The sequence below is a fragment of the Microbulbifer maximicatervae (SeqCode) genome (assembly GCF_052468295.1).
In genome coordinates this window covers 26,881-49,064 of the sequence record NZ_CP174340.1, presented here as the reverse complement: position 1 = coordinate 49,064, position 22,184 = coordinate 26,881, and the positions used below count along the sequence as shown (strand labels likewise).

The following is a 22,184-nucleotide window of genomic DNA, read 5'->3' as shown; positions in this document are numbered from 1 at the left end:
CGCGGGCAAGCAATCTAGCTGCTGCAGCTCAAAAGAAGAGAGTAGAGGTTGAGCCGCTCATCCCTGAACGACTTCTAAGTAATGGATTTAGAAAAAGCTCAATTTTAGCCCGTTTGAACTATTATAACCCAGAAGCATAGCGACGTATGTTGAGGGATGAGGTTTCACCATTCTCAACTAAAATTTGCATCAAATATTTTCCATAGCCACTTTTCATTAAGGGCTGAACTTGCGCTTCTAGTTCTTCTGCACTGATAAATCCTTTACGATATGCTACTTCTTCGGGGCAGGCTATTTTTTGGCCTTGTCGACGCTCGATTGTTTGAACAAAGTGGGCGGCATCCAACAAATTATCATGCGTACCAGTATCCAACCAGGCGCTACCACGTCCAAGGCGCTCTACATCTAACTGGTTCTGGGCAAGATATACTTTATTGATATCTGTGATTTCCAGCTCGCCACGTGCACTCGGCTGTACTTCTCGGGCAATGTCGCACACTTGCTTATCATAAAAATAAAGGCCAGTGACAGCGTGATTAGATTTTGGCTTCTCAGGTTTTTCCTCTAAGCTCACAGCTCGACCGCCGGCATCGAACTCAACAACTCCATATGCTCGGGGGTCTGCTACTCGATAACCAAATACTGTAGCTCCCATCTCTCTCGCATCAGCTTGCTGCAAAATTTGACTGAAGTTACTAGCGAGGCAGAAATAATCAGTACACCCTGGTAATATAAACTGCATGAAATACGATGCCAGAAAACTTAGTACTGAGGAGCAGCACCTCATACGTAAAATTGCTGTTCAGCGAGTATTTGATGGAGAATCTGCGGCGGAGGTTAGTCGTAGCTTAGGGCTGGGGAGCAGAACTATTTTCCCATGGTTAAGGACTGCTCGGGAGAAAGGTATTGAAGCGCTATCTCCAAAAATTAGACCTGGACGCGGTAGAAAACTGTCAGCTATTGAAGAAGAGGAAGTCAAACGATGGATTATTGGTGGCGATCCAAGGCAATATGGCTTTGATTTCGGATTGTGGACACGTCAGATCGTATCGGATTTGATTTTTGAGAGATTCAAAATTGAACTTAGCGTTTCTAGTGTCGGCACACTTCTACATCGACTGGGCCTGACGCCACAAAAGCCTCTACGAAGAGCTTACGAGAGAGATGAGAAGGCGGTGAATAAATGGGTAAAGGAAGTCTATCCAAAGATTAAATCTTATGCGAAAAAAACTGGTGCAGAAATATTTTGGCTGGACGAGGCTAGTATCAGATCAGACGATCCACTCCAAAGGACATGGGGAGAAAAAGGAAAAACTCCAGTGGTAAAAACGAGTGGTCAAAGACAGTCAATCAATGCGATCTCAGCTTTATCGAATAGAGGTGGCTTCTGGTATCATATTTATAGTGGAAAGTTCACGGCAGAAAAGTGCGTAGAATGCTTCAAAAATTTCCAGAGAAGTCAGAAAAGACCAGTGATTCTCATTGTTGATGGGCACCCAGTACACAAATCGAAAAAGGTATTGGAGTATGTCGATTCACAGGATGGAAAGCTTGAAATGGTGTTCTTACCGCCATATGCACCAAACCTAAATCCAGATGAGTTGGTCTGGAATCATATGAGAAATATAGGGACTTCAAAGAGGCCGCTGAAAAAAGGTGAGACACTACTGAGTCGTGCAAATGCAGATTTGCAGAGCATCAAGAAAAATAGAAAACTTGTGAAATCATTTTTTCAAGAGTCGACTGTATTCTTTGCTGCTGCCTAGGTAGTATGTGCATAAAAGATATTATCACCTAGCACAAGTGCACTATTGTGATTACCTACATGCTCACGCCCAATCAAAAATGCTTGGGCTAAGCCATCGGGAGATGGTTGCACTGCATAAGAAATATTAATCCCCCATTGTGCGCCATCCTCGAGCAAACGCTGGTATAAAGATTGCTCTTCTGGTGTCGTAATGATAAGGATATCTCTGATACCCGCCAACATTAAAGTCGTCAAAGGATAATATATCATTGGCTTATCATAGACAGCCATCAACTGCTTGCTTACCCCTTTTGTCAAAGGATACAAACGAGTTCCTGACCCTCCTGCCAGTATTATTCCCTTGCGTTCAGAAGCCCCTTTAACAACCATTGCCCCTACCCCCAATTTTCCATTCTACTATTGACTTTATTTAAAATGCCTCAGATAAATCCTGGGCAGCAAGACTTCCATGAAAGTGGATCCAACCACTGAGCCTCAAAAGTTCTTTTAAGACCTTTGAGGCGCGGATAATTACATAGATCTCCAAAAAACGATATCGCAAGCGCCTTACAGCTCATCACAGCCACAAGACTGTGCTTGAAAACATATGGCAAAACTACCCTTCATGATTAACCCTGCAAGATAAAAGCCAATATGAACACAAATAATGCACAAAGTGTACCAGTTAGAAAGAAAGTACCGCAGCCGTACCTACTGCAATGCGATATAGTATCTCTGTGATGTCTTTTGTTACTTGTAACTCGCTAGATTGAATCTTTGGCATTACCATGATTTCATCGCCCGGTCTCAGGCGATCTCCTAAACGATTATCGAAATCACGATCGTCAATGCGATTAATAGTTCCATCCAGGTGTAAAATCACTAACTCTTGCTGATTTGCGTTATTAGCAAAGCCACCTGCTAGCTCTATATAATCCTCCAAAGTGCGCTTTTTGTTGTATACCAATGATGTAGGAAAAATAACTTCTCCCACTATTGATACAGTCGAGGATTTCAATGGAATGACTAACTCATCACCATCTTCCAATAGCATTTGGGCTGCATTTGGATTATTAGCAATAACTACTTGACCTTTAGGCTCTGCCTTCCGTGCTTGTTCAATAAAGTTTTGAATCATTAGCGCGTTGTCTTTTTGGGAGGCTTTTTCTAGGTCGGTATTAGGCTGACGAGTAAGAACCTCCATCTGTAACGCATCAAGCGAACGATCTAATGCCGCGCGCTGGCTATCAGCTACACTCTTTCGGTATAGCTGGATAGATTTCCTATCTGCATTATTTCGGAAGCTAAGCTGCTCTAACAGCTCCTCCAATTTTGCACCGTAAGGTAAAACATAGGTTGCGGGTCCATTTAATTCACCAGAAACACGTATTGAAATGGATTTCACATCGTTATCTCTAACCAACTCTACCTCGGCACCTGGGTACAAGCGTTGTGTGAGAGCCTCTTCAAGGGGGAGATAATTAGCTTGTTGAAGACCATCGATAGCCTGTGTGATTCGGGCAAAGTTCGCCTGGGGATCAGGCTTACTGATGAGAAGCATTTCGCCAAGCTGGGTATAAGGCCCAATAAACTCCATCTGGGCAGCCCGCTGTACTGCGCCCTCGACAGTTACAACCCCTCTTCTGGCTCCAACCACAACAACATCTCCGTTGCGCAACTGAAGGGCCGGCATAGTGCCTTCGACTAAAAATTTATAGAGATTGATTGACTCTATTGGCTCCCCTTGGCGCAATACTTTAATATCAACAAAGCTACCGCTTTTTGCATCAATCCCTCCGGCACTGTCCAGATAGTACAAAATAGAGTCGGAACTGAATCCATTGTACAACCCAGGGCTAGTTACATACCCAGTAACAAATACTTTTACAGGCTGGCTGGCCTCAAGATTAGCGTAAGCTTGGACATTATTTTTAAATACCCGCTTGACATGGCGCAGAACGAAAGCATTTAACTCTCCGTTTTTTACTCCAGCCACATGAACGGGGCCAACCTCAGGAATAAAAATATTTCCCTGGGGGTCAACAGCAAGCGAAGCACTGAAGCTGTATGCCCCCCATAATTGTAAATTAATTTGATCTCCAATTGTAATTCGATAATCCGGATTGAAACCGCTAAAAGGCTGATCTTTAAATCCGCCCTGAAACAATGCCTGCCCAAAAACTGGTACTTTATTTTGCTGCGACTCTGAAGAAGAAGACTCGTCGATTAATTGGGTTTCCAGTGCCACTGCTTGCAAGCAAACCAACGAAGCAAGCAGAGCGAATCCAGCTCCAATTTTCTTAATCTTTCCTGTAATCATTTGTGCTAATCTTTTTCGAATAAATTTATTGATGATCTGAGGGAGTCCCAAATACTCTCACCGCTTTACATCCTGTGTTCACGGATAGTGACAACCAGCATTTTTCCTATTCCGTATAGCATAAGCAAAATTATTGCGATACTTGCCAAATTGTAAAGTTTATGCGGATACTCAGCTTCCTCAGCTAACGATGGCTGTGTCACAACTAATAGATGCTTTAATTTACCTGAAGCCTCCATCCGTGCTGCCTCTAAAGCCTTTAGAGAAGCAGCATATGCATCAGTAGCAAACTGCAAATCGAGTTCTAAATTTTGGAAATGAGCACTAAGAGAATTTAGTTTTTGCTCTCCTTCCTCCTCCCCGATTCCCACCAAACGGACCTTCTCCAGCTCTATCTGACTTTCTAGGGCAGCTATATCCGCTTGCATTGACACAATTTGTGAAGAGTCAGCATTTAGGTATGTCTTTGCCGCAGTAAGCTGGGCTCGTTGTTCTGCCAAACGTGATTCTAAACCTTGAATGATAGTACTGATTCCCTTGGTCAGCTCCTCTGGGCTTATCACCTTATGGCTGTTCTGAAAATCAAGAATTTGTTGCTTGGTGGTTCGTAATTTCCCCTGAGCCAGGTCAACTTCACTCTTCACAAAAGCAACTTGTTTGTCAGCCAATTGATTACTAATTGCATTGACAAAATCTTCAGACTTTTGAATAACAGTTTCACTTAATAATTTTGCAAAGGCCGGATCAAATGCTTGCATCTCAATAGTAATAATGCCCGTCGCCTCATCATGGCCAATACCTATATGATCCCGATAATATTCTAAGTATTCTTCTTGAGTTGCATCGGGGGACAACCGCGAAAAGAAATCGTAGCGTGTACTTTTATAATATTCTGACAGTTTTAACTGTTTATCTAAGTACAAAGCCATATCTAGCGAGTGAATATAATTCACCACCAAAAAAGCATCTTGGGTATCAGCGCCCATACCAGGAATCAACAAACCTAATGCTGGAGAGGTTGCCTGGGAGGAAGTGCTATCTTTCACTATTAACTGCGCACTACTAACATAGCGCTCAGAAACCCAGAATAGATAGTACACCACAAGGAAAAATAGAGGCAGAATAACAAAAAATGCCCAGCCTTTGAGTTTCGGAATATGCCTGGAAGCGTTACTCACCACCCCAATTAGAGCCTTTTTGCTTGATGGATTCTTCGCTTGTTGTTCAACTAGCTGGTCTTTAACGTCCATAATTAACTCTTATACATTTCAGTGGCGGTCTTTTTTGCTTGAGCGTTTGGTTTCTCACCCTGATACAACTCAATAGCTTGATCAACAGTATCAAAAACTCTTAACCCCGTCGGATCCAGGTATATCCCTACATCACAGTTCTTCCGAAGAAGTGCCATAGCGTGCGCCACAATGATGAAAGATGAGCTCTTTCTTTTCTCTGCTATAACCTCTTCGCACTTCCTTTTGAAGTGAGCGTCGCCAACGGACATTACCTCGTCAACCAAGTAAATATCGAAATCGACAGCAATACTTAAACCAAAGCCAAGACGTGAGCGCATTCCTGATGAGTAACTACTTACAGGAACATCGAAATAATTACCTATTTCAGCAAAGTCCTGCACCATATCCATCACTTTGCGCTGCGCACTTCCCCAAATACCATGTATGCCACAAACAAAGGCGACATTCTCACGGCCAGTCATACTTCCCTGGAAACCACCTGCCAGCCCCATTGGCCAGGAGATTCTCTGGTTAGTTATCACTCTGCCAGAGTCGGGATAATCAATCCCCCCCATTATGCGCAGTAAAGTTGACTTTCCCGCTCCATTCCGACCGAGAATGCCAATGTTTTTACCCTCTGGAAAAGACGCATTTACATTTTCAAAAAGTACTTTTCGCCCATGAGGCGTACGGTACGATTTAGTTAAGCGCTCTAATCTAATCACCGGCTTTTTACCAAATCACGCCAATTTGCTCGATAACAAAGCAAGCCAAAAAACAACATCGAAACAGAGACAAACCCTAAATAAGCCAGACTTCCAAAGTATCCACTAAAGTTACTAAACAATGCTTCACGATTTAATTCAATGACATGTAACAAGGGGTTCCATACCAAGTAAACATGATATTCTTTTGGAACCTGCTCAAGAGAGAAGAAAACCCCAGACATAAAATACAGAGGTCGAATAAGCATAGGAATCACTTTAGCCAATTCTGGAAACCGCTCACCTAAAACACATAGCGCCAAACTAAGTCCTAAACAAAAAAAGAAAAATAGAGCGTTAATTGTTGTGAGAAGTATAAAATTATTAAAAGGTGTGGACACTCCAAGCCATGCAAATACCACCATCAGCACTACGAGAGTTGCCAGATAAATAACAAACTCCAAAAAAACACGACTTAGAACCGCATCGAACGGCCTCAGTTGCCGATAGTTAAATAACCCCCGGTTTGAAGAAATTGCTGCTAATCCCTTTTGTACACAATGATTAAAGAATAGGAAAGGTGCGATTCCTCCAAGCATGAATAGTGGGGTTGGCACCCCAGGATAAAATTCATCTTTCAGGAAGCTAAAAACAGCCACAAGAACAATAATATGGAGTGATGGCTCCAATAGCATCCAAGCATACCCAAGTCGCCATTTGCCAAAGCGAGTTTTCATCTCTCGCACTAATAGCGCATAAATCACATCTCGCTGAATTTTCCAGACTGAGCGCCGAGTTGAAAACTCCATAAAAATCTACTTTGTTGTAAAGTGTGAACCAGTCGACCACAGAACCAAAGGTGGGTTTGGGATAATCGGCTAGGTAATTCCTTAGGAGGCTCTAAAGTACAACCTCAAGCTCATATATTTTTCGAGATCCAAGCCGGCCTGCATTAACAGCAAGCAAGACAAATGTCAATGTCTCACCTCACAAAAATAAGTGCGCTATGCTACCCTAGCCCCCATCTAAATCAATCACGCGCCATTACGCCGGCCCTCTAGCCTGATCCGCTTAGCCTTCTCTCGTCACTAACTTTCAAAACCTCCATATCAAGGCAAGAAGGCATCAATTGATAAAGGCCTGCGTACTAGCCCCTAACCTCCAGTAAGCTTTGGTTACCTAGGCTGCCCCATATACTAGCACCCAAAATCTGTCAGGCGGCTCGCCTAATGTAGACACATCGCATTAGTGACGAAAAAATCCACTCATTGAGCGGATTTTGGTCGCCGAACCTAATGGCGTATGTAAATGAGGCATAGAGCTTTTATGGCAACTCGATGAAGATTAAGCTACTGAAAGAGATCCACAAGCCACTGAATTCTAAACAATAATTCGATCCTTGAGCAAGTTCTAGCCTCTAAGCCCTTATGCTGCAGTGGAAACTATTATCTACAGACTTGTAAACCTGTTCAGCGCCACAACAACCCCAGCTAACACTTTCGACGGTCGCTCATTCTCACTGTAACCTTGCTCTTACCTTCTACTGGAAGTTCGCTGAGCAAAATATACTCGGATAAGCCCTTCTAGCTGTCTAGATAGACATTCACCAGTCACCATCAGTAGGCCTGTGGTACTTCAAATGGCATAAAAAGCTGGAAGTAGATCTGCTAATCGCAACTTCAAAGAAGTAAGATCACTAGGAATTTGCAACTCTTTCAGATATAGATCAAGCTTCAGAAGGGGCGCGGAAATAGCAATCTTTCTCCTACCGTAACTTTTTAACGCTCTTCAAACCAACCAAACAACTTGCCCTCTCTTTTTGCTCTGCTTAGAAAACTCAAAGGACCCCTTAAGTAGGAGATCACATTGCCCCGCGGCAATAATTATCGTGACAGTAAAATAATAGCCAAACTCTCGCCTTCCTCGAAAAATCCAAGAAGGCTTCAAGCTTAGAGTAGAGCTAAAGGAAACCCACTTATTTGCCACCTGGTTTAGAATTGAATTTCATAACCGCTGGACTCACATATTCTGTGGAATTTAGACACTCAAACATGTAACTTATGAAACAACTTCAACTATCAATAAGCAACCAATTATACTAGCGGGGCAGAAATAATCAGTACACCCTGGTAATATAAACTGCATGAAATACGATGCCAGAAAACTTAGTACTGAGGAGCAGCACCTCATACGTAAAATTGCTGTTCAGCGAGTATTTGATGGAGAATCTGCGGCGGAGGTTAGTCGTAGCTTAGGGCTGGGGAGCAGAACTATTTTCCCATGGTTAAGGACTGCTCGGGAGAAAGGTATTGAAGCGCTATCTCCAAAAATTAGACCTGGACGCGGTAGAAAACTGTCAGCTATTGAAGAAGAGGAAGTCAAACGATGGATTATTGGTGGCGATCCAAGGCAATATGGCTTTGATTTCGGATTGTGGACACGTCAGATCGTATCGGATTTGATTTTTGAGAGATTCAAAATTGAACTTAGCGTTTCTAGTGTCGGCACACTTCTACATCGACTGGGCCTGACGCCACAAAAGCCTCTACGAAGAGCTTACGAGAGAGATGAGAAGGCGGTGAATAAATGGGTAAAGGAAGTCTATCCAAAGATTAAATCTTATGCGAAAAAAACTGGTGCAGAAATATTTTGGCTGGACGAGGCTAGTATCAGATCAGACGATCCACTCCAAAGGACATGGGGAGAAAAAGGAAAAACTCCAGTGGTAAAAACGAGTGGTCAAAGACAGTCAATCAATGCGATCTCAGCTTTATCGAATAGAGGTGGCTTCTGGTATCATATTTATAGTGGAAAGTTCACGGCAGAAAAGTGCGTAGAATGCTTCAAAAATTTCCAGAGAAGTCAGAAAAGACCAGTGATTCTCATTGTTGATGGGCACCCAGTACACAAATCGAAAAAGGTATTGGAGTATGTCGATTCACAGGATGGAAAGCTTGAAATGGTGTTCTTACCGCCATATGCACCAAACCTAAATCCAGATGAGTTGGTCTGGAATCATATGAGAAATATAGGGACTTCAAAGAGGCCGCTGAAAAAAGGTGAGACACTACTGAGTCGTGCAAATGCAGATTTGCAGAGCATCAAGAAAAATAGAAAACTTGTGAAATCATTTTTTCAAGAGTCGACTGTATTCTTTGCTGCTGCCTAGGTAGTAAATAGCAGTGTTTGAATAACCCTTCCAATTAGGTCTCAAGTAAAAACTCTAATGCTTGTGAAGACTTAGAGGGTATGATTTTGGTTATTTCATAACTAGCCAGCCCTTCACGACAAAATGGATCTTGTAGTAGTAATTCATCGAGTATGGAGCGGCTCTCCACGGAGGCCAAGATAACCCCACCCGTGCGAGGTTCCTTGCGACCAGAGAGCTGAAAATATCCAAGCTCATATTGCTTGTTAAGAAATTCAATGTGCTCAGGAATCAGCTTATCCACCTCTTCAAGTGGTTTTGTATAAGTCAAAGATACTATAAACAAAATAATCACCAACATTTATATTCAAAATTAGATTGTTGAAATAAGAGATGGCTACTTACCATCCAAAGACTGATAAGACAAATTGCCGCCCTTCCCCTAAAGGCAGCAGTTTATCTCAATCAGATACCTATGGGGCAGCTGTAATTAATGACAAAAAACTGAAAATCAGTGCCTTTTAGGATGGAGGGACTACAAAATCCTATAATTGGGCGAGATCCAATTGGAGGCACAACAATATACAGAATTAAAAAACTAAGATTAACTTTCTATTATCCGCATATTACTAGATGCTCAATCTTTACGGCAGTAGATGTCTGAATCGCAATAAAAGGTAAATTTTTTATTGGCTCGGTAGCAGAGAAGCCCACCTCAAATATTCGCTTTTTGTAAAGGCATAATATTAACATCCATAATATTCCCATATTCAAACCTATTGCAACTAGCACTATGAACATCTAGTAACCCATCAATACCTCTTCTACATGCCACGCTCTTAAAAAAAGGGGGCCACGTAATATTTAAATAGCAATATCTAACCTATATTTTAACAACCTTTGAGGGATGTTAGTTCTGGGCACCATCTCCAAATACTCTAACTCCTAACAACTTATAGCTCAATTAACTAACAATCAACATTGTCGCTGCCTCCCCCCAACGCCTTCAGCCTTCAGCCTTCCTAATAAGTATGGCTCCTTGCGCACCTTCAAATACCTTATAGCAGTACAGGGAATTTATCCCTCTATACTTTCGGTTAGCCGATGATGTATAGACCCTCCAACTTGATGCAAAAGCACTAAGAGTTATGTTTAGATAGAGCTCACAACAATGAAAACTGTGGGCTCAATGCATCAGTAGTGGTCCATTTCAAGATACGAACTTTTTAGACTCCTTTAGATTAACTGCTTCTTGCTGATCAGCCCACCAGTTTAATTGAAGCGGTTGTCCAGTTGCCCAAAAGAAGCTCTTACTTGATCACCTAAAGATGACCCTCACTGCATTCACCCAACTGCACATTTAATAGCTTTTATCAACCAATCCAAATCGGGCCGAGCAATATAGGCTTCATCGTCCCGATGAATTCTTGGAGTGCTCTGTATGATTGTTCTTGCCTGATTTTGATATTGAAAATCCTTTTCGCTAACGGGTAAATTGAGACCCACTTTCGACGGCCACCGAAGGCCTTTTTTGTCACAGTTCGTTGCTGCGCCGGTTTATAAAGACCGTTAACAAGTAGGGACGTGACAGACACTCACTAGGTATAACTCGAATAGTCATGTGGGCCTCGAGCCCGAATAGCAAGGCGGAGGTAGCTTATCTTATGGAACCTCAAGAGATCAATGTCGGTATCGATACCAGCAGTAAACAACTCGATATTTATGTGAGACCTACTGGCCAATTCTTTAGTGTTGCCAATGATAAAAATGGCATCAAGGATGCCATTAAACAACTACAACCTCTTAAACCTCAAAGAGTATTAATAGAGTCTACAGGAAGACTCGAATTAGAGTTTGTTTGTGCCGCCGACAAAGCAGGATTACCTGTTGTTGTTTGTAACCCTTCGCAGATAAGAAGCTTTGCTAAATCCGCAGGGCGCCTCGCCAAAACTGACAAGCTAGATGCAATGGATATTGCACATTTTGGTGAGGCCATGAAGCCAAGACTATCGGAGCTAAAGCCAGAAAAGCTCTGGGAGATCAGTGACTTACTGGCGGTAAGAAGTCAGTGTTTAGAGATGAGCACAATGCAAAAGAATCGGCTTCAGAGGATGCCGAAATCGGTACACAAACCTATCCAGACCATTCTAAATAGCATCAAAAAGAGCTACAAGGTATCGACAAGCAACTGAATAAACTGGTTAACAGTGTGTCTGAGTGGCGGCAAAGGCGCGATCTATTGTTGAGCGCTAAAGGGGTCGGAAATGTATTGGCTTATACGTTGATGAGTGAACTTCCCGAGCTAGGAAAATTGAACCGTAAAGAAATCGCTGCACTTGTCGGTATCGCCCCGATGAATCGTGATAGCGGCAGCTTCCAGGGCAAACGATATATTCGAGGAGGAAGGCATCGTATACGAACGATTTTGCTTGTCTCCATCATGTCGGCCATTCAGCATCATCCCAAACTAAAGCCGATGTATAAGCGATTAGTCGACGCAGGCAAACCTAAAAAGATCGCTCTGATTGCCTGCATGAGAAAGCAGGTTACGATCCTGAATACGATGGTGAAAAGTAACACCTACTGGGATGAAAGTATGGCTTAATAACTTGACGAACAACCATAGTCACTTGTTATAAGGTATTTTCATCCTATCTGCTTCAAAATTACTGCAGATGCAAGACTGGCTAGTCCAATTACGAATGCAAGATATTGAAACCCACTTACCCAGCCTATAGAAATTTTATTTACTAGGGGCCAATCGGCTATGGGGACCTGTTAAACTGAAGAAGGCATTGATTTTCGACTAAGGACCCATGGCACTGCACCAAGTACAATCCCAGCACATACTATTGAAAACCCAAATGCAGTAATCGCACCTTTAATAAGAAAGCTACTAAGCTTCAACTGACCCGAATTAAGAAGCGTAATCAGAAAACCAAAAATTGCAGTTTGAACACCAACCATCCATGCGCTTGACTCGCGAAGTAGTTTTAATGATTCGAGAGTACGTTCGCCCTCTGTTATTAGATGATTCCCTTAGATTATTACCTTATAACGCTTTTAGCATGGGCGCGCGCAGTTTGCGCACCCCATGCCTAAATTTGTTAGCTCTTTTGTGAGACACATGAAACAAACTCTGAATCACTAAACACTTTTTCAATGTTAAGCTTCATAACTTCATTTAAAGTTCCAAATGGATTGGCAAACTTAGCAGTATTTTTCTCAATCTTGTGAGCTTTACTATAACATTCTGAGCTTTCATCAGCACTTACTAAATACTTAACCTCTAATGTCCAATCAATGCTATATCCTAGGTCATCAATTAGGAATTCAATTATTTCACCAGATACAACATTATTTGAATCTTTAACCTTTATACCGACAAATCTTGACTCGGTAAACATTGCAGTCTCGAAGTATTCATTGATATTTTTCTCAAGAAGAATACTGCCCATTGCAGTATTTCTTATTTGATTCGGCTTAACCCGGTTATTATCTTCTGCGGGAAGGTACTTGAACTTCCCAACTTTAAGCTCTCCATCAACGCTCATAGTGCTGCTTGGAGCATAATTTAAAGTGATTGGTGCTTGAGCACACCCTGTAGCGATCACTGCCAAAGTTATGACTCCAAACAATTTTACTGCCTTCATAGTACTTTCCTTTTATTGAGACCATACATGGCCATTTGTTGTGAATTTTTGATGAGCTAACGCTTCGTCTGTGTTTTATACACATCATTTAAATCGATTTAAAGCCTCCGCAGCCTCCATATAATGGAGCAGTTTAGTGTACCCCTGCCAAACAGTTTGAACTCCGGGCTCACCATCGCCATTCCGTCCCAGAAAGCCTCCAAGTCCTGCCAACATACGAGTTATATCTCTCATACTTGGAGCTTCATTGGGTGGGGAGGTTTTAGCTTGCATTATCCATATCATACGCCACTCTTTTTCAGAGTAGAATTTCGTACATGACGTATCAGGAAGTGGTCGTGCCCCTGTTGTCATGGAGTGTAGACGCCACCCAATAATCATATAGATTGTACTACGGTTCAACATTCGCTGCTCGGTTCTAAAGCGATTACTTTCTATCTGGCATCCGCCTTTCACCACTCGAAAATAGGTTTCAATTTCCCATCGACTTCGATACCACTCAATAATGATCCTCGCTTGCTTAAAGTCCTCAACTGCAAGATCGGTCAGCAGCATCCATTCAATACCTTTCTCCCCTTCTGGTGGGCTTAATTCCTTAGCAAAGACTGCGTAGAGAGAAAGAGGTCGTTTTGATTTTCCTTTTCCCTGCAATCTTACTTCTGCAATGGATACACTGACCTTAGCTTCCCTTTCTGGCTGTCCATTCCTTTTGGGGATACCTACTGAGTATTTCCCGATGGACTTCTGCTTGGTCATATAGTCCCAAAGTAAAGTCGTATCTTCTCCTTCGATCTCTAAACTACGATTAGCCTTGGCTCGAACAATATAGCTTGCACGACGCTGTTCATTTTGATCTTCAGCTAATTGAAACCACTCATGAATATCCCCCTCTCTATCCGCGATGCTCACAATCGTGGTTTCATGGCAGCGCTCTTGTATCTCACAAGCTGATTCATAATGGTCTAGCCAGCGTCGACTCTCTTTATCTTGTATCGACTTGGTATAGCGAGAATTAGCACTAGATTCTTTATCTCGCTGCCACATGCTACCCTCAATAATGCCCAGATTATCTCTGGATGGTGTTATAGCGATAGAGGTATGTAGGAGCTGCTGATTAGTCTCTTTGCGTCGGAGTGTTCCCATTTCTTTGCTTTCTAAATCGGTAGCAAAATTTAGGAAAGTGGTATCCTGAGGGATAAGAACAACTGGTTGAACCTTGATTCTTTCAAGAGTGTCTGATTTATGGCCACTCATAATCGAGTCAAAGCTGACTTTATCATTTTCGATGAATCGATAGGCTGCAAAGGTTTCTGCCCAAGACTTGTTTGCACAGGGAATACTACTCTTTGGGTCGGAACTTAAATTACTGAGAATATTGGACAAGCGCTTATTCAATCGTGTATCACCCATAACCTGATTTTTCACTTCGTACCTGACCCAGTCCTGCATAATTATCCAGCCAAATTTGTAGCCCCTATAACGTACAAACTGTAACCCATTGATTTTTATAATAAAACTGAAAAACTTGTGTATAAAACTTAGCCCAAGCAACGGCGAACGGGAAAAATTAAAAAGCATGTTTGCCAGGTAATCCCCGGCCGGTTGAGCGATATGTTCACCGAAGTTCGCAACGCTACCGGTCTCTATATCGGATTAACCAATGATCAAACCCCACCCAGCTTCCACGAAGTACGCAGTCTGGCTTCAGACCGGTTTAAGCGTATGGGGTATGATGTGGAATCAGTGCAGCAGTTAATGGCGCATACTGATGAGCGGGTCACGCAGGCGTATCAAGCTAGGCATGGCATCGATTACGAAGAAATTGCTATTTACCTAGATGAGCAGGCAATCGGTCGAGAGTTTTAAAAAAGGACTAGGAAAGCCCTTTTAATAATTTCATTACTAACTCAGCCCTAGGTATCAACCCAAGTTAGTAGGAGCAGAGCGAACTTACTCACCTTCTACGGTTAGAAGCTCAGCACTGCCATCAACAACAGTAATCATCTGGTTATTACTACAAGGATAGAGATTTATCCCATTGGAAAAACTAGAGAGGATATGCTCAGCGGCATCCTTAAAGGGTTGATTCCCGTAGTGAGGTAACGGGTAGAAATCCAGAAGGTTCAGCCCCTCATAAGACTCTAAACCCTTTACAACATCGGCATTGTCCATCTCCTGGATATACGCAATATTCGGTGAAAGTATGACAGAACCTGCCGACTCACCAATATACGTTTTACCGGATTTTACCTGTTCTAGTAGGATTTTATCCGCCCCACTTCGCCTGAGTTCTTGAAGCAGAAAAAACGTATTGCCGCCAGTCACATAAATGTATTCATTATTCTTAAGTTTACTTTCAATTTCACTGATTGAGGCTGTGGATACATCCAAGTTATCCACAGTAAGGCCCAGCCTTTCGAAGGCCCGCCTTGCATCATCAACGTAAAAATCAATTTCTTCGGGAATACTTGCAGTTGGGATAAATGTAACCGCTTTCCCTTCAAGACCTCTCTCATAGCCTCCAATTACATCAGCAACCTCAGCGAGATATGAGGTCAAGAACAGTTTGGTCATGTATTTTAATCCCTTAACGTATAAATCGAATCAACTGCCTAATATTGAAAGCACGCACTCTCTAAGGAAAAAGCTAAGAAGCTCGTTACAAAGCCACAGGATTATCATACAGTCATTGGAGATGACAAAATTGACCTATATCTACATCATTAAAAACACAAAGGCAGAATGAAAAAAAGGCCATCTTAGCTTTTAACTAAAAGCTCAAATTGAACAACGGCACATACAGGCATGGCTGATGAACCAGGGGGGGGGTAGTTAAGTTGATATGAAAAGCAACCTGGATGGGCAAGAGCTTTCAAGGTAGAAATTTCAGACGAAAAAAAAGGGCCTTAAGGCCCTTTTTTCATTCTTGCGAGTTTTTGTTCACCGGATAAGAGGCCGTGAACCTCTTCTCGCAACCCCTTGAAGCACAAGGGAAATTTGGTGGAGCTAAGCGGGATCGAACCGCTGACCTCAACACTGCCAGTCTTCCGCACACAAAAATGTAAGCTACTGATTTGTAAGGGAAAGCCGACTTTTCCCAATCTAACGGCCTTAACTATCCTCGATGATACCGCACCGACGCCTTAACTACCCCCTCCACCAACAACTCTTGTCCTTCCCAGATAGGTATGAGCCTATACTGGCGTCTTATAGCGTTGTTCACGACCAAATACAGTGGTTGAGCCCTGCATACCATATGGTACGGAAATCATGAAAAATACCAATGATCCTACCGCAATGGGAAATCCTAACCACGCAAAAGCATTGGATGCTGAAACAGTATCAAGTGAGGCCAATATGTATGCGTAGATTCCTACCCCAGGAATAACACCGAGTATCTTTCTATTCATTTCGCGCGATCACATAACGTCCACAGCACACGCGGCCGAAGCGCAGCGTAGGCTGTCCCGCGGAGGCCCAGAGGGCCATAGCAGTATGCCTGTGATTACTAAGAATTATTGGCTCCATGTTCCTTATCCCAACAAAAGCAAACAAATAAGTAGTAACTACCAAATAGGGCGTATATCCACATAACTGTAAACCCCATGTGATCCATAGCACTATCGCCAAATCTGGAATACAACAAAAATACTAAAAGTGCAGCAAAGAACGAAGTATTTAGAATGACCGTACCAATAAATCGCGAAACACCAAACCTGCTCCCTTGCCTCGGGCAAAGAAATGTAAATGGGAGCCACGCAAATTTCTGAGCATGAAATATATTCATTATTTTAATTAACTCACCCATAAAACGATCCTTCGATTATGACTCTTAACGCTGAGGTAAGGGGCGGCTGTCAAGCCCTCCTGCGCAGGCCCTCAGGGCCGGAGTGAAATTGACCACCTTGTTACGTTTTTAGTGAGGCCGGAGTATCTACGATATTTATCTTCTGTAAATCTAACGATTGGTCAGGTAGCTCTATAAACTGGAGGGTTCCATTAGCCATTGAAGAAATTACAGATGTCACTACGATGCCAACCACCATCCCATCCACTGTAGGGACTCCGCTTGCTCCACCAGAGGATGCAGCACCAGCACCAGCACCCATACCTGCAGTTACCGCATCATCCATATCAGTATAAAGCACCCAAAATATCTTAGCTTTTTCTAAAGGTCCGTTCTTTGGCACCCACAAACCGCCCTCACCACCTGCTGATGAGAATTGAGGGCCGTAGCGTTTAGCATATGAAGGCACGTCGCCTGACTCAAGATAAGCTTCTACACGCTCTTCGGAAAGAATTATTACTGTATCGCCGATACCGATATAGTAATAGCCATCATCATCCTCAGCTACCAAAGAGTATGTCCCGGACCTAAGCCCAAAAAGCCATTTGTACTCTAGAAGGCCTCTTGTTTCGGTGTAATAGAGGTCTTCTTGCAGCGTGAAGTGACTTTGCTTTGATGATGTTTTCAAGTTCGAAAGTGTAGATGAGCACCCTGAAACTAACGTCAACAATATGTAAAATAAAACAACTCTCATGCTAAAACTCCAAATAAGTCTATTTTTTATCTCTGAAACGTAAAGCGCCTTGCTAACCGGCAGACAAACCGAAGGTTTGGCTGTCCAGTGGAGGCCGCTTTTCGGCCGGAACGGTGGTTGAGCAAATTGTTATACATTTATTGCACCGCGCTAAGTTCCGGCATTAATTCAAGAGCAGTTTCTCTTGATGTTAAATAAAAATGAGTTGATGTGGTAAAGCCAATACCAATATTTGGCATATAGTAGAGACTACCAGCGCTCATAGAGTAATGAAGATAGTAAGTCTCACCAGCTTCATAGTTTCCAGAAACAACACCGTCACCGCCGACCGAAAAGGGGTGCGTTTCTGCTGCTACTCTGTGCTGACCGGCGGGCAACTTATGTACCTGATATGAATTATTGCTTAAGTTAGCAATCCTGCAATTATCAATAGAGAACGGAGTTGCGTAGAGTATGCCGTACATAGCTGAAGGACGGTATATGATAAGAGTTACTGCATCATCACCTTCCGCGGTGGGAATGTCACAGTTTGGGCTGTATGTGGCACATCCAGATATAACTTGAATGAGAAGCAGGATGATTGATAAATTTTTTATATTCCCTCTAAATGTATAACGCCGTGCTCAGGAGACGGCTTACCTTGTTATATTTTTTCTAGCACTCCAGTGCGGTTTAAGATTGGTTGAGACCACTGGTAAAAATCCGACGTGCCTACATCCCATGGCCATTGCTCTGAAGTTGTAGGCCACACTAGCTGGTACACCGTGTATGGCAATGCACCATAATGCGTATTGCAGGCAAGCGGATACACGTCATGATATTTTTTATCCATCTCTATAAAGCAGACATCGAATCCCTCGAGAAAGCCTGAATAATATCGACCAACTTCAAAGGACTCACCAGCCTTCAGCCGCTGACAGTATTCGTTCACCATTGATTGTGAAATTTTCGAATCCAAACCAACAATCAATAACTCAGGCTTGGACTGGGTTTCATAGATACCTATAGAGTATGTAAAGGTTGGTGAATCTTCGTCTTCCAATACACTTAGGACATGGCAACCGTACTTCTCAATGTTATCTAGTATCCGCTTGTCTGACTTTCCCACTTTATCCTCGAAAAATATCACGCCTACAACAGGGATTGGCAGGCGTAGCCTGACAATCCCTTTGCTTGTAATTGTTAGGGCTGATCATTGTGAGAAAAGACCCAAGAGGTATAGCCCGCCGTATAGCCCGCCTATTGTCCACATCAAGGTGTGTATCCACGTAGACTTCTTATTTTCTGATGATGGCTCTAGTTTAAAGTTTTCGGGAGTCGCGTTATTAGTGAAGGCTGATTGAGGTGGTGGCTGTTGAGCTTTACTTGCTTGGCGCGCAAGTTCGAGTTCATCTTTTAAAGATTGAACTCGATATTGAATGTAAAGAGCTTTGGCTTTTTCATCTTGACCATTGGCGTTCGCTACTGCCTTTGCCCACAAACCATTGCGCCTAAGCCCTTGAGCAAGCTCTTCAACAACTATCTCGTACAGTTGTTCTTCTACAATTCTTGTAGCTGCCGAATGCTTTTTGAATGCCTCAAACAACCTTGTATCTCCTGCTTAAGCCCTAACAATTTATTAAAGAGCCAGTGGCTCGCTATCAATTTGGCCACTATTTCTGGGATGGAGCCTTCAAGCTCCACAAAAAAGCCTTTATTTACGGCAGGTTATAAACTGCTGTCTAAATAGCAACCAGATATAGTGAGCCACTGGCTCAAGTCGTCTGGCTCAACTTCCCGCTCTTGAACACATTTTACCTGCAATTAAATCAATAAGTTAGGGGGAAACTTTCTACGGATGTAAGCCATGGCTCTATAATTCGGACCTTCGCACCGGCGACACGCTCTCTTCAGTACTGAAAACCGAAGCCAGTATCACCCACTCGGAACCGCCATAGCTGCAATAGAACTATGGCGGCTAGGCTGGGTGCCGCCCCTGCAATCACCCCGGACTACCATCATCATCCGCATAAACCCGCTCGTCATAATTCACTGCAGTCATACTCACCCGCTCTGTGCCCGAGGGTTTAATGTCGGTGATTAATGCGGGATAACACCAGCGGTCCGCCTCGCCAAACATAAAGAGCGGCGGTTCCATGCTGCCATCTAAAACCGGCGCAAAGTCCAGGTCGGTATCGATTTCTATCACATTGGCGCTGCCGGTTGCCGTCGCGGTATAGAGCCCGGACAGCTTGCCGTCTGGTTTACGCAGCGCGAGGAAGTGCGTGCCGCCGCCCCACTCCAGTTCCGCATCCAGGGTGATTTCTCGCCCGCTCACCGCCAGCACCCTGCCCGTCTGCGAATAGCCGGGGATATCGTCGGCCAGGGCGCAGTAGCTCAGGTAGCGGCTGTTGAGGCCGTCCATCTCGGTCTTAAAGCTGTAGCGGGTGCGGCGGTAGCGCTGGATGCGGCGCTGGCGCATGCCGAAACGCCAGGCTTTGGTTTCGTCGGTGATACCAAAGGCTCTAACCTTCTTCGGGGCTAGGCCCTGATCCTCCGCCAGGGTGCACAGCACGGTGGCGGGCTTCCAGGTCTGGGGGTCGAAGTATTCCACCTCCACCCCATCCGGTTCGTCGGGATCAAATAGGCTGATATCCTGCTCCAGCTCACCCACCCGATTGTCTGGCTGATACATGTGTTCAAACGCGGTGCGGGGGCCATCGCGCACGGGGATAATCTGCCCGTAGTCCAAGGTTGGCTCTGCGTAGCCGACGGCCAGGACTTTCTTTAGCGCTTCAAACAGCGTGGTTTTATTGTCGAACACCGCCGAGAAGGTATCGCCGCGCGCGCTCCACAACTCGTGCAGCGCTTCCAGCTCCTCCAGGCCGATTTGATCATCACTATGGCCGACGCTCTTGATGATATAGGCAAAAAACGGGGCGATATCCTCGGTGGCGTCAGGTGCGGACCAGCTGCCATTCTCATACACCGGCAGCTTGCGAGTGGGAATCAAGTTGAATTTATTTTCCGCGCTGCCGGCCAGGGCGTTGGTGCCGCGAATCTTCACCGCAATGGTGGTTACGCCCTCGTAACTGCTGGCGCTGTCGAGCTCGGCCCTGAGTGCCGTCCACTGCACCGTGTCATAAATGCGCGTATCGTCGCTGGCCTCGGTGACGCGCCTGACACGCACCTCCGGGCGTATGGCCGAGCCGATATTGATTTTTTCGGTGTACCCCAGCTGGTCATTAGTAGTATTGCCAAAGGTGTGGGTGATCGTCGTCCAGGTCGAGGAGCTTTCATCGCGATAATCGATATCGACCGTCACACTGTAGTACTCAAAATCCCCATTGTCCTTGATGCGCCCCAACCCCTGGGGCAGGAAAAAATCCAGCTCGATATAACGGGTGGTTTCGTTTTCCGGGCAGGCGAAAAAGGGGCCTAGATAGCCGCCGGAACCGCCGTTATTACTTATAATTGCAATAGATACCAGCTGCGCATCAACAAACCCACCCCAGCCCGGTACGGCATCGCCGCCGGCATCCACCTTTTCCATTTGCGCGGAATGACCAGACTTCAATACCACACGATATTCCCCATCATTGCTGCTTTCGTTGATGGAGATAATCTCCCCCTCCATATAGGGGAAATTGCGCGGTACAAAGCCCAGATTATCCTCGCGCTCAATTTCCCGCTCGAACCAGTAACTTTTTAAGGTGGTACCTGAGAAAGTCCAGCGCGCCGCACTGCTGGCGTCGCCGGTGGTGGCGAGCGAGCCCTCCAGCTCCAAACCCGTTTGACCCGAGCTGCTGCCCACTTCCGGAGAAAGATAAAAATTGCGGTGGGCGTCGTGGTCGGTGACATCCTCACCGGGACCAAATACCCGGTACTCAATATCGCCGGCGTAACCGCTCACCGGGGTATTGCCGATATAAATATTGTCCGCACTGATTTCGTAGTCTCCGACACCCACGCATAACATTAAATACAGATATTGTTCGTTATTGTCGTACTGGCGGCGCGGCTGGCACAGCAAGTCCGGGTACACTTTATGGCGGCCGGCAATTTCCGGTACAACCCCCATCAGCCGGGCTTGGTTGCCCTGGGCGTTGGGGTTGTAGATGGTGGAACCATCCGGCGTGGTTTGGTTGTAGTTGTCCGGAATCTGATTGGCAAAATACATCGCCGCTGCTGCAGCAGCCACGGCGACCACTATCATCACAATCGCCGCATAGCCTTTTGCCTCCACCACCAACTCCAATTGATCGCCAGACTGAATCCTATAGCCTGCCCATTCGCTAGGCGGCAATGGCTCATTATTTACTGACGCCGAAAATAGCGGCACGGCTCGGGGCTCATAGCTGGGTACATTATTGTTTAACCAGTGCTCGAAGGTTTGCCCGGGCTCCGCCGTACAGGTTTCGAAGTTATCCCGCTCGAGTTTGCTGGGATAGATTTTAAGAATTGCATTCATAGTGAAAAAATTCGCAGCGTTGGAACAATCGGCGGAAGGCGCGCGGGCTGGTTAATAGCGGTTTTCCATACTGCCGCCCGGTGTGCAGGATTTGGGTCTGGCCGTTATTAATGACTATGCCCACATGAATCAGACAGTCTCCCCTGAAGCCGCAGGCAACAGCGCCGGGTTTACAGGGGCCCGCTAAAAAATCCGGTACCACCTGCAGATAGCTGTCGGTCAGCAGCGGCTTGTCATCCGGGCAAACGTGGCCGAAGGATTCCAGCAGCGGGGTTTTGAATTGCCGGTGCAAGACATCGCGCACCAGCCCCCAGCAATCAAAGCCGTGCATATCCCGCCCGCCGTCCACATAGGAGACGGTGAGATAGTCGTTTATCCAGTGCATAGGG

18 protein-coding genes and 2 pseudogenes are annotated in these 22,184 nt (G+C 44.6%); 4 read left to right on the top strand and 16 right to left on the bottom strand.

The annotated features are described in order from the left end of the window. Positions 1 to 121: 121 nt before the first annotated feature. On the bottom strand, positions 122 to 742 hold the full coding sequence (locus ACJJIQ_RS00530; RefSeq protein WP_445363359.1) for a sugar nucleotidyltransferase: 621 nt from the start codon (positions 740 to 742) through the stop codon (positions 122 to 124). Between ACJJIQ_RS00530 and ACJJIQ_RS00525 the strand changes: the two genes are divergently transcribed. Beyond that, positions 741 to 1,766 (top strand): IS630 family transposase, encoded by a 1,026-nt coding sequence (locus tag ACJJIQ_RS00525; RefSeq protein WP_445362554.1) that lies wholly within the window; start codon positions 741 to 743, stop codon positions 1,764 to 1,766. The two genes, ACJJIQ_RS00530 and ACJJIQ_RS00525, sit on opposite strands and share 2 nt — an antisense overlap. 8 nt (positions 1,767 to 1,774) lie before the next feature. Here ACJJIQ_RS00525 and ACJJIQ_RS00520 read toward each other — a convergent pair. The 5 genes and pseudogenes from ACJJIQ_RS00520 to ACJJIQ_RS00500 all read right to left on the bottom strand — a co-directional run. Beyond that, positions 1,775 to 2,137, bottom strand: a pseudogene (locus ACJJIQ_RS00520) (sugar nucleotidyltransferase); the annotation flags it as partial. A gap of 295 nt (positions 2,138 to 2,432) precedes the next feature. Continuing rightward, positions 2,433 to 4,067, bottom strand: a complete 1,635-nt coding sequence (locus tag ACJJIQ_RS00515; RefSeq protein WP_445363358.1) for a polysaccharide biosynthesis/export family protein — start codon at positions 4,065 to 4,067, stop codon at positions 2,433 to 2,435. A gap of 65 nt (positions 4,068 to 4,132) precedes the next feature. After that, positions 4,133 to 5,317: a KpsE/RkpR family capsule polysaccharide export protein gene (locus tag ACJJIQ_RS00510; protein ID WP_445363357.1), complete on the bottom strand. Its 1,185-nt coding sequence runs from the start codon at positions 5,315 to 5,317 to the stop codon at positions 4,133 to 4,135. Positions 5,318 to 5,319: 2 nt separating this feature from the next. Next, positions 5,320 to 6,024, bottom strand: a complete 705-nt coding sequence (locus tag ACJJIQ_RS00505) for an ABC transporter ATP-binding protein (RefSeq protein ID WP_445363356.1) — start codon at positions 6,022 to 6,024, stop codon at positions 5,320 to 5,322. Further along, positions 6,021 to 6,812: an ABC transporter permease gene (locus tag ACJJIQ_RS00500; protein WP_445363355.1), complete on the bottom strand. Its 792-nt coding sequence runs from the start codon at positions 6,810 to 6,812 to the stop codon at positions 6,021 to 6,023. Before ACJJIQ_RS00500 ends, ACJJIQ_RS00505 begins: the two co-directional genes overlap by 4 nt. A gap of 1,334 nt (positions 6,813 to 8,146) precedes the next feature. Here ACJJIQ_RS00500 and ACJJIQ_RS00495 point away from each other — a divergent pair. After that, entirely contained in the window at positions 8,147 to 9,172 is a 1,026-nt protein-coding gene (locus ACJJIQ_RS00495; protein WP_445362554.1) for an IS630 family transposase, read from the top strand. 34 nt (positions 9,173 to 9,206) lie between these two features. On the opposite strand, the gene ACJJIQ_RS00490 is transcribed toward ACJJIQ_RS00495, so the two are convergent. Further along, positions 9,207 to 9,512 carry a YciI family protein gene (locus tag ACJJIQ_RS00490; protein WP_444926810.1) on the bottom strand — a complete coding sequence of 102 codons (306 nt, stop codon included), beginning with the start codon at positions 9,510 to 9,512 and terminating at the stop codon, positions 9,207 to 9,209. A 1,303-nt stretch (positions 9,513 to 10,815) separates the two neighbouring features. Between ACJJIQ_RS00490 and ACJJIQ_RS00485 the strand changes: the two are divergent. Next, a pseudogene (locus ACJJIQ_RS00485) lies at positions 10,816 to 11,756 on the top strand (IS110 family RNA-guided transposase). A 502-nt stretch (positions 11,757 to 12,258) separates the two neighbouring features. Here ACJJIQ_RS00485 and ACJJIQ_RS00480 read toward each other — a convergent pair. Then, positions 12,259 to 12,804 (bottom strand): hypothetical protein, encoded by a 546-nt coding sequence (locus ACJJIQ_RS00480; RefSeq protein ID WP_445363354.1) that lies wholly within the window; start codon positions 12,802 to 12,804, stop codon positions 12,259 to 12,261. A gap of 84 nt (positions 12,805 to 12,888) precedes the next feature. Next, positions 12,889 to 14,253: an IS4 family transposase gene (locus ACJJIQ_RS00475; protein ID WP_445363353.1), complete on the bottom strand. Its 1,365-nt coding sequence runs from the start codon at positions 14,251 to 14,253 to the stop codon at positions 12,889 to 12,891. A 162-nt stretch (positions 14,254 to 14,415) separates the two neighbouring features. Between ACJJIQ_RS00475 and ACJJIQ_RS00470 the strand changes: the two genes are divergently transcribed. Further along, positions 14,416 to 14,670 (top strand): tyrosine-type recombinase/integrase, encoded by a 255-nt coding sequence (locus ACJJIQ_RS00470; RefSeq protein ID WP_445363352.1) that lies wholly within the window; start codon positions 14,416 to 14,418, stop codon positions 14,668 to 14,670. Positions 14,671 to 14,754: 84 nt separating this feature from the next. Here ACJJIQ_RS00470 and ACJJIQ_RS00465 read toward each other — a convergent pair whose 3' ends face one another. From ACJJIQ_RS00465 to ACJJIQ_RS00435, 7 genes are all read right to left on the bottom strand, one after another. Beyond that, positions 14,755 to 15,378: a Type 1 glutamine amidotransferase-like domain-containing protein gene (locus tag ACJJIQ_RS00465; RefSeq protein WP_445363351.1), complete on the bottom strand. Its 624-nt coding sequence runs from the start codon at positions 15,376 to 15,378 to the stop codon at positions 14,755 to 14,757. A gap of 1,334 nt (positions 15,379 to 16,712) precedes the next feature. After that, positions 16,713 to 17,345: a hypothetical protein gene (locus tag ACJJIQ_RS00460; protein WP_445363350.1), complete on the bottom strand. Its 633-nt coding sequence runs from the start codon at positions 17,343 to 17,345 to the stop codon at positions 16,713 to 16,715. 137 nt (positions 17,346 to 17,482) lie between these two features. Further along, positions 17,483 to 17,809 (bottom strand): hypothetical protein, encoded by a 327-nt coding sequence (locus tag ACJJIQ_RS00455; RefSeq protein WP_445363349.1) that lies wholly within the window; start codon positions 17,807 to 17,809, stop codon positions 17,483 to 17,485. Between the two features lie 179 nt (positions 17,810 to 17,988). Continuing rightward, complete coding sequence (locus ACJJIQ_RS00450; protein WP_445363348.1) at positions 17,989 to 18,453, bottom strand: DUF4262 domain-containing protein; 465 nt, start codon at positions 18,451 to 18,453, stop codon at positions 17,989 to 17,991. An 84-nt stretch (positions 18,454 to 18,537) separates the two neighbouring features. Further along, on the bottom strand, positions 18,538 to 18,930 hold the full coding sequence (locus ACJJIQ_RS00445) for a hypothetical protein (RefSeq protein ID WP_445363347.1): 393 nt from the start codon (positions 18,928 to 18,930) through the stop codon (positions 18,538 to 18,540). A gap of 396 nt (positions 18,931 to 19,326) precedes the next feature. After that, entirely contained in the window at positions 19,327 to 21,795 is a 2,469-nt protein-coding gene (locus ACJJIQ_RS00440) for a host specificity factor TipJ family phage tail protein (protein ID WP_445363346.1), read from the bottom strand. Beyond that, the gene (locus ACJJIQ_RS00435; protein ID WP_445363345.1) at positions 21,779 to 22,180 is read right to left on the bottom strand and encodes an NlpC/P60 family protein; all 402 of its coding nucleotides are present in this window, start codon (positions 22,178 to 22,180) and stop codon (positions 21,779 to 21,781) included. The genes ACJJIQ_RS00440 and ACJJIQ_RS00435 overlap by 17 nt, the downstream gene beginning before the upstream one ends. Positions 22,181 to 22,184: the final 4 nt, after the last annotated feature.

What these genes read in the sequence shown, in the direction of transcription:
- ACJJIQ_RS00525 (WP_445362554.1), top strand. Translation starts at nt 741, where the DNA reads ATGAAATACGATGCCAGAAAACTTAGTACTGAGGAGCAGCACCTCATA.
- ACJJIQ_RS00510 (WP_445363357.1), bottom strand. Translation starts at nt 5,317, where the DNA reads ATGGACGTTAAAGACCAGCTAGTTGAACAACAAGCGAAGAATCCATCA.
- ACJJIQ_RS00465 (WP_445363351.1), bottom strand. Translation starts at nt 15,378, where the DNA reads ATGACCAAACTGTTCTTGACCTCATATCTCGCTGAGGTTGCTGATGTA.
- ACJJIQ_RS00435 (WP_445363345.1), bottom strand. Translation starts at nt 22,180, where the DNA reads ATGCACTGGATAAACGACTATCTCACCGTCTCCTATGTGGACGGCGGG.
- ACJJIQ_RS00460 (WP_445363350.1), bottom strand. Translation starts at nt 17,345, where the DNA reads ATGAGAGTTGTTTTATTTTACATATTGTTGACGTTAGTTTCAGGGTGC.
- ACJJIQ_RS00495 (WP_445362554.1), top strand. Translation starts at nt 8,147, where the DNA reads ATGAAATACGATGCCAGAAAACTTAGTACTGAGGAGCAGCACCTCATA.
- ACJJIQ_RS00440 (WP_445363346.1), bottom strand. Translation starts at nt 21,795, where the DNA reads ATGAATGCAATTCTTAAAATCTATCCCAGCAAACTCGAGCGGGATAAC.
- ACJJIQ_RS00490 (WP_444926810.1), bottom strand. Translation starts at nt 9,512, where the DNA reads ATGTTGGTGATTATTTTGTTTATAGTATCTTTGACTTATACAAAACCA.
- ACJJIQ_RS00455 (WP_445363349.1), bottom strand. Translation starts at nt 17,809, where the DNA reads ATGTACGGCATACTCTACGCAACTCCGTTCTCTATTGATAATTGCAGG.
- ACJJIQ_RS00500 (WP_445363355.1), bottom strand. Translation starts at nt 6,812, where the DNA reads ATGGAGTTTTCAACTCGGCGCTCAGTCTGGAAAATTCAGCGAGATGTG.
- ACJJIQ_RS00480 (WP_445363354.1), bottom strand. Translation starts at nt 12,804, where the DNA reads ATGAAGGCAGTAAAATTGTTTGGAGTCATAACTTTGGCAGTGATCGCT.
- ACJJIQ_RS00515 (WP_445363358.1), bottom strand. Translation starts at nt 4,067, where the DNA reads ATGATTACAGGAAAGATTAAGAAAATTGGAGCTGGATTCGCTCTGCTT.
- ACJJIQ_RS00470 (WP_445363352.1), top strand. Translation starts at nt 14,416, where the DNA reads ATGTTCACCGAAGTTCGCAACGCTACCGGTCTCTATATCGGATTAACC.
- ACJJIQ_RS00530 (WP_445363359.1), bottom strand. Translation starts at nt 742, where the DNA reads ATGCAGTTTATATTACCAGGGTGTACTGATTATTTCTGCCTCGCTAGT.
- ACJJIQ_RS00475 (WP_445363353.1), bottom strand. Translation starts at nt 14,253, where the DNA reads ATGCAGGACTGGGTCAGGTACGAAGTGAAAAATCAGGTTATGGGTGAT.